The following is a 4,656-nucleotide window of genomic DNA, read 5'->3' on the forward strand; positions in this document are numbered from 1 at the left end:
TTTCAACAACGGTGTTCGCGTTTTCGGCCATCTGAATCACCTCTCGACGTGGCCTTTTACGTTTGTCAACATTTAAAGGTTTCGCGGGGGGACATTGATGTCCAGAAAAGGTTCATTCGGGAGCAAACGTGCATCGGGATAAAAGTTTTGGAGAAAGCAGGAGACTATCGAAGAATCACCAAGTAACCAACTGCCAGTCGAGGAGGCCGTTCTCGACGATGTAGCTCCACCTGTCCCTGCACTCTGGCTTGAGCCTCTCAAGGTGGCTTAAATCCTGCGTCGCCGAGAACTTTTTAATGGCCCTGCCGATAACGCGGTCGTAGTCGGTCAGGCAGTTGTGGGGGCCTCTCTTCGAGCCCGCTCCAACGGGGTCGCTCAGAATTCTCTTGTTCGGGAACTTTTTCTTCGCCCAGATTAGAACCTCGACCGCGCTCCAGAGCCAGGGAGGTCTGTATTCGCCTTTCTCCCAGAGCCTCTCGTAGAGCGTCCCCTTCTGGATGTCCGTGATGTTTATCGAGAAGGTGTCCGTGTAGGGCTCGGCCTTGATTATGCTCTCCTTGACGTCCTCTATTGCCGTTCTTTCGCTCAGGAATATCGGCTTCAGCAGTAGGTAGGTCTTGACCTTCGCTCTGGCTTTTCTCGTTATCTCGGAGGCTCTCACGAAGTCCTCGAAGGTGTTGCCCTTGTTTATCGAGACGTCGGCGATGTCATCGTTGGCCGTTTCCAGCCCTATGGCAACCTCGAAGTGCTTGTCCGGAACTATCTCGGCCAGCTCTTTAACCGCGTCGTAGCGAACCAGCTCACTCCTGCTCTCTATCACTATCTCCTCGACGTTCTCCATCTCCGCCAGAAGCTCGAAGATTTTTCTTCTCGTCTCAGGCTTGAGCTCACCGTTGTCGAGGAAAGAGCCTGATGTGAACATTCTCACCGCGAAAGGACCTTTTTTACCTTCTATTTTCTTGAGGGCTTCCCTCACGTAGTCAACTATCGCTTCCTGGCTCCACTTCACCTTCGGCGCGGCAGTTGGATAGGCGCACATGTAGCAGGCCTTCCCTATTCTGAAGCGGTAACAGCCTATCGTGGGCAGGATTATGAAGAGCGCCGTTCCCGGTTTGCCAGCGACGTTGTCCTCGCTTGTCCAGTAGGTCATGCTCTCACCTGAGGGGCGTTGGGACAGGGGTTTTTAAAGGTAGGCCATGTCAAAACGTATTTAAGGGTGGTAGTAAATCCAAAAAATGGTGAGAATATGGAAGTAGTGGTGAAACGCCTCGACTCCCAGGGCCGGCTTCTCCTGCCGAAGGAGCTGAGGGAGAAGCTCGGCGACGAGGTGATAATAGTCGACCTCGGGGATAGGGTTGAGCTCCTTCCGAGGAAGAAGGCCGACCTGAAGAAGTTCTTTGACAGTGTTGAGGTCGATGAGCTGAAGGAGTGGGGGGAGCTCAAGAAGGAGCTGTGGGCAGAATGAGATTCGTTGATGCGAATGTCTTCATCTACGCGTTTTTGAAGCCGAGGAAGGAGCCCCCGGAGAACGTCAGGCGCATCAAGGAACAGGCAAAGGAGATACTCGCGAGAATCAGCGAAGGAGAGCGTGTGGTTACCACGGTTGTCCACCTGAGCGAGGTTGCCAACATCGTCGAGAGCAGGGGCGGAAAAAGGAAGGCCGTTGAAGTCGTTCTGGCGCTCCTGACTCACGAGAACATCGAGGTCTTACCGGTGGGCGTTGGGGACTACATCAGGGCGACACTCATAGCGGAGGAAAAGAGCCTCGGAATAAACGACGCTTTGGCCTACGTTAAGATGAAAGAACTCGGCATAGAGGAGATTTACACGTTCGATAGGGACTTTGAAAAGCTCGATGTCAGGGTGGTAAACGAATGAGAATCCTCCTCACCAACGACGATGGAATCTACTCCAACGGACTGCGCGCCGCTGTGAAAGCCCTGAGTGAGCTCGGCGAAGTTTACGTCGTTGCCCCCCTCTTCCAGAGGAGCGCGAGCGGCAGGGCCATGACGCTCCACAGGCCGATAAGGGCCAAGCGCGTTGACGTTCCCGGCGCAAAGATAGCCTACGGAATAGATGGAACTCCTACTGACTGCGTGATTTTTGCCATAGCCCGCTTCGGGAGCTTTGATTTAGCCGTGAGCGGGATTAACCTCGGCGAGAACCTGAGCACCGAGATAACAGTCTCGGGGACGGCCTCCGCTGCCATAGAGGCCTCAACTCATGGAATTCCGAGCATAGCGATTAGCCTTGAGGTGGAGTGGAAGAAGACCCTCGGCGAGGGTGAGGGGGTTGACTTCTCGGTCTCGGCTCACTTCCTCAAGAGAATAGCTGGTGCAGTCCTTGAGAGGGGCCTTCCAGAGAGCATTGACATGCTCAACGTCAACGTCCCGAGCGACGCTACGGAGGACACGGAGATGGCAATCACCCGCTTAGCCAGGAAGCGCTACTCCCCAACGGTCGAGGAAAGAATTGACCCCAAGGGCAACCCCTACTACTGGATTGTCGGCAAACTTGTCCAAGACTTCAAGCCGGGAACCGATGCTTACGCCCTGAAGGTCGAGAGGAAGGTCAGCGTTACGCCGATAAACATCGACATGACTGCGAGGGTAGATTTTGAGGAACTGAGAATGTTGCTGGAGAGCACGTTGAAATGTTGAGGGTGCTATGAAATGACTGCTTCCTCTTCTATTCCTTCCGTTGAGTTCACGCTCGCCTTTACCGTTCTGAGATGGGACTACGGGAAAGCTGTCTGCTGGTCGAGGAACCCTCCAGCCTGCTCCTTCGAGTTTCCTCCCTCGTGGGTCTTTTCCTCGCCGTTGTACTTCCGTTCATCATTCTTACAGTTCATCATTCTTACAGTTTATGCCTTCGGGAAGAAGCGGAGAGAAACCGCTCTTATCTCGGCGTCTGCTGGGATTGCCGTGCTCATAGGGATAGTGCTCTTGACTGTTGATGAAAAAATTGCCCCGCTCACCGTTCTGCTTCTCGCGCCCCTTCTCCAGTGGGCTGGAGAGAAGGTTTTGGAGATACAACCTGATAGAAACGATGAAACCATATGGGCCGTCGCAGCCGTTCTGAGCTTCCTCGCGGTCTGGATTGTTGTTCGCATGTCCTTTGGGCGCTCAATCTAAAGCTGACGTTAGGGTTTTATAATTCGCCGTAGAGATTAGAACGGGGAGAAGTATGGCGTCTGATGTTGAGAAGGTCGTGAAGCTGTTTCAGAGGAGAGAGACCCAGGAGGCGTTTGGTGAGTGGATTATCCAGCTTGCGAGGAAAATTCACGAGAGTCCGGAGGATATAGTGTGGTTTTTTGAGGAGATGAGAAAAAGGAAGGAGTGGGACGAAAAGCTCGAGGAGTTTGAGAGGATTACCAAGGACTTATCACCAGAGGAGCTTTTTGAGCTTGCGGTCAGGGAGGCTGAAAACGCTCCCGAAATCAGAGGGAACACTGAGAAGCTCGTAACAGATGCGAGAAGGAAGATTGAGAAGTTCAGGAGAATCGAGGAGAAGCTAAAGCTCATTGGAGTGATTTGAATGGCTGGCGGTAAAATAAGGGTCGTTCTTGATACTTCAATCTTAGTTAGTGCGCTAAAGTCAGAGAACCCCGAGCGTTCTCCAGCTTGGCGAATTCTAAAGGCTCTTGTCAGTGGGGAAGTGGAGAACTATCTCAGCGATGAGGTTTGGGAGGAGATGAGCCGGGTTCTAATGGAAATCGCCGAGGGGACAAAAAGGGAAATCCTTGCTCTCCAAATACTCACGTTGGTGAAGAGGAGGAGTATCGTCGTTCAGCCTGAGCCGAAGTTTTCGGGGGATGCAGAGTTCCTCGAAAAGCTGAAGGACCCGAGCGATGCCAAGTTCTTCGACGTGGCGTACACGGCTAAGGCTGACTATATTATTTCAGAGAACACGAAGCATATTGTTCAAATGAGAGACGAGGACACGAAAACTTATCGTTTTGACGGGAGAAAGGTTAAAATCTTGAAAGCAAAAGAATTCGTAAAGGAAATTTTGTAGCTCACTCCTCCCCGAAAATCCTGTCCACGAACCACTTTTCGTCGAACTGCTTTAAGTCGTCGTAGCCCTGACCGACACCAACGAAGAGTATCGGCGCGCCAATCGCGTGGCTTATGCTCAAGGCCGCTCCACCCCTCGCGTCCGCGTCGAGCTTGGTGAGGATTACGCCGTCTATCCTAACGGCCTCGTTGAACTGCTTAGCCTGCTCAACAACGGCGTTTCCGCTCAGGCTGTCGCCGACGAAGATGACCAGGTCTGGCTTGGTGACGCGTACTATCTTCTTCATCTCGTCCATGAGGTTCCTGTTGAGCTCGTTCCTTCCCGCGGTGTCCACGAGAACGACATCAACCCCTCTCGCCCTGGCGTGCTGGATTGCGTCGTAGGCAACCGCCGCAGGGTCGGCGCCGTAGTCGTGCTTTATCACCTTAACCCCGACGCGCTTCGCGTGCTCCTCTATCTGCTCTATCGCACCAGCCCTAAACGTATCGCTCGCCGCTATGACGACGCTAAGTCCGTTCTTCTTGAGCCAGTTGGCGAGTTTTGCAATGGTGGTCGTCTTCCCCGAGCCGTTGAAGCCGACGAAGACTATCACGAAGGGCTTCTCCTCCTTGGAGCGAATCATCTCGAGGAGGTCAATCT

At 53.1% G+C, this 4,656-nt stretch carries 8 protein-coding genes; 6 read left to right on the plus strand and 2 right to left on the minus strand.

What is annotated here, in order from left to right; translation table 11 throughout:
• Positions 1 to 175 precede the first annotated feature (175 nt).
• Entirely contained in the window at positions 176 to 1,150 is a 975-nt protein-coding gene (locus tag MVO87_RS06130) for an archaeosine biosynthesis radical SAM protein RaSEA (protein ID WP_297552572.1), read from the minus strand.
• A gap of 96 nt (positions 1,151 to 1,246) precedes the next feature.
• Here MVO87_RS06130 and MVO87_RS06135 point away from each other — a divergent pair, with 96 nt between their 5' ends.
• The 6 genes from MVO87_RS06135 to MVO87_RS06160 are packed head-to-tail and all read left to right on the plus strand — an operon-like array spanning position 1,247 to position 4,017.
• The gene (locus MVO87_RS06135) at positions 1,247 to 1,465 is read left to right on the plus strand and encodes an AbrB/MazE/SpoVT family DNA-binding domain-containing protein (protein ID WP_297512062.1); all 219 of its coding nucleotides are present in this window, start codon (positions 1,247 to 1,249) and stop codon (positions 1,463 to 1,465) included.
• Entirely contained in the window at positions 1,462 to 1,878 is a 417-nt protein-coding gene (locus MVO87_RS06140; protein WP_297512068.1) for a type II toxin-antitoxin system VapC family toxin, read from the plus strand. Before MVO87_RS06135 ends, MVO87_RS06140 begins: the two co-directional genes overlap by 4 nt.
• Positions 1,875 to 2,660 (plus strand): 5'/3'-nucleotidase SurE, encoded by a 786-nt coding sequence (gene surE, locus MVO87_RS06145; protein ID WP_297512059.1) that lies wholly within the window; start codon positions 1,875 to 1,877, stop codon positions 2,658 to 2,660. Before MVO87_RS06140 ends, surE begins: the two co-directional genes overlap by 4 nt.
• Before the next feature lie 12 nt (positions 2,661 to 2,672).
• A complete protein-coding gene (locus MVO87_RS06150; RefSeq protein WP_297512056.1) occupies positions 2,673 to 3,134 on the plus strand; it encodes a hypothetical protein in 462 nt (153 codons plus the stop codon).
• Positions 3,135 to 3,186: 52 nt separating this feature from the next.
• Positions 3,187 to 3,537 (plus strand): hypothetical protein, encoded by a 351-nt coding sequence (locus tag MVO87_RS06155; RefSeq protein ID WP_297512053.1) that lies wholly within the window; start codon positions 3,187 to 3,189, stop codon positions 3,535 to 3,537.
• Positions 3,538 to 4,017, plus strand: a complete 480-nt coding sequence (locus MVO87_RS06160) for a putative toxin-antitoxin system toxin component, PIN family (RefSeq protein ID WP_297512050.1) — start codon at positions 3,538 to 3,540, stop codon at positions 4,015 to 4,017.
• A 1-nt stretch (position 4,018) separates the two neighbouring features.
• Here the strand turns inward: MVO87_RS06160 and ftsY are convergent.
• The coding region (ftsY, locus tag MVO87_RS06165) for a signal recognition particle-docking protein FtsY (RefSeq protein ID WP_297552574.1) at positions 4,019 to 4,656 on the minus strand (638 nt) is incomplete at its 5' end.

Source organism: Thermococcus sp. (assembly GCF_027063845.1).
GTDB lineage: Archaea > Methanobacteriota_B > Thermococci > Thermococcales > Thermococcaceae > Thermococcus.

What these genes read in the sequence shown, in the direction of transcription:
- MVO87_RS06130 (WP_297552572.1), bottom strand. Translation starts at nt 1,150, where the DNA reads ATGACCTACTGGACAAGCGAGGACAACGTCGCTGGCAAACCGGGAACG.
- MVO87_RS06135 (WP_297512062.1), top strand. Translation starts at nt 1,247, where the DNA reads ATGGAAGTAGTGGTGAAACGCCTCGACTCCCAGGGCCGGCTTCTCCTG.
- MVO87_RS06140 (WP_297512068.1), top strand. Translation starts at nt 1,462, where the DNA reads ATGAGATTCGTTGATGCGAATGTCTTCATCTACGCGTTTTTGAAGCCG.
- surE (WP_297512059.1), top strand. Translation starts at nt 1,875, where the DNA reads ATGAGAATCCTCCTCACCAACGACGATGGAATCTACTCCAACGGACTG.
- MVO87_RS06150 (WP_297512056.1), top strand. Translation starts at nt 2,673, where the DNA reads ATGACTGCTTCCTCTTCTATTCCTTCCGTTGAGTTCACGCTCGCCTTT.
- MVO87_RS06155 (WP_297512053.1), top strand. Translation starts at nt 3,187, where the DNA reads ATGGCGTCTGATGTTGAGAAGGTCGTGAAGCTGTTTCAGAGGAGAGAG.
- MVO87_RS06160 (WP_297512050.1), top strand. Translation starts at nt 3,538, where the DNA reads ATGGCTGGCGGTAAAATAAGGGTCGTTCTTGATACTTCAATCTTAGTT.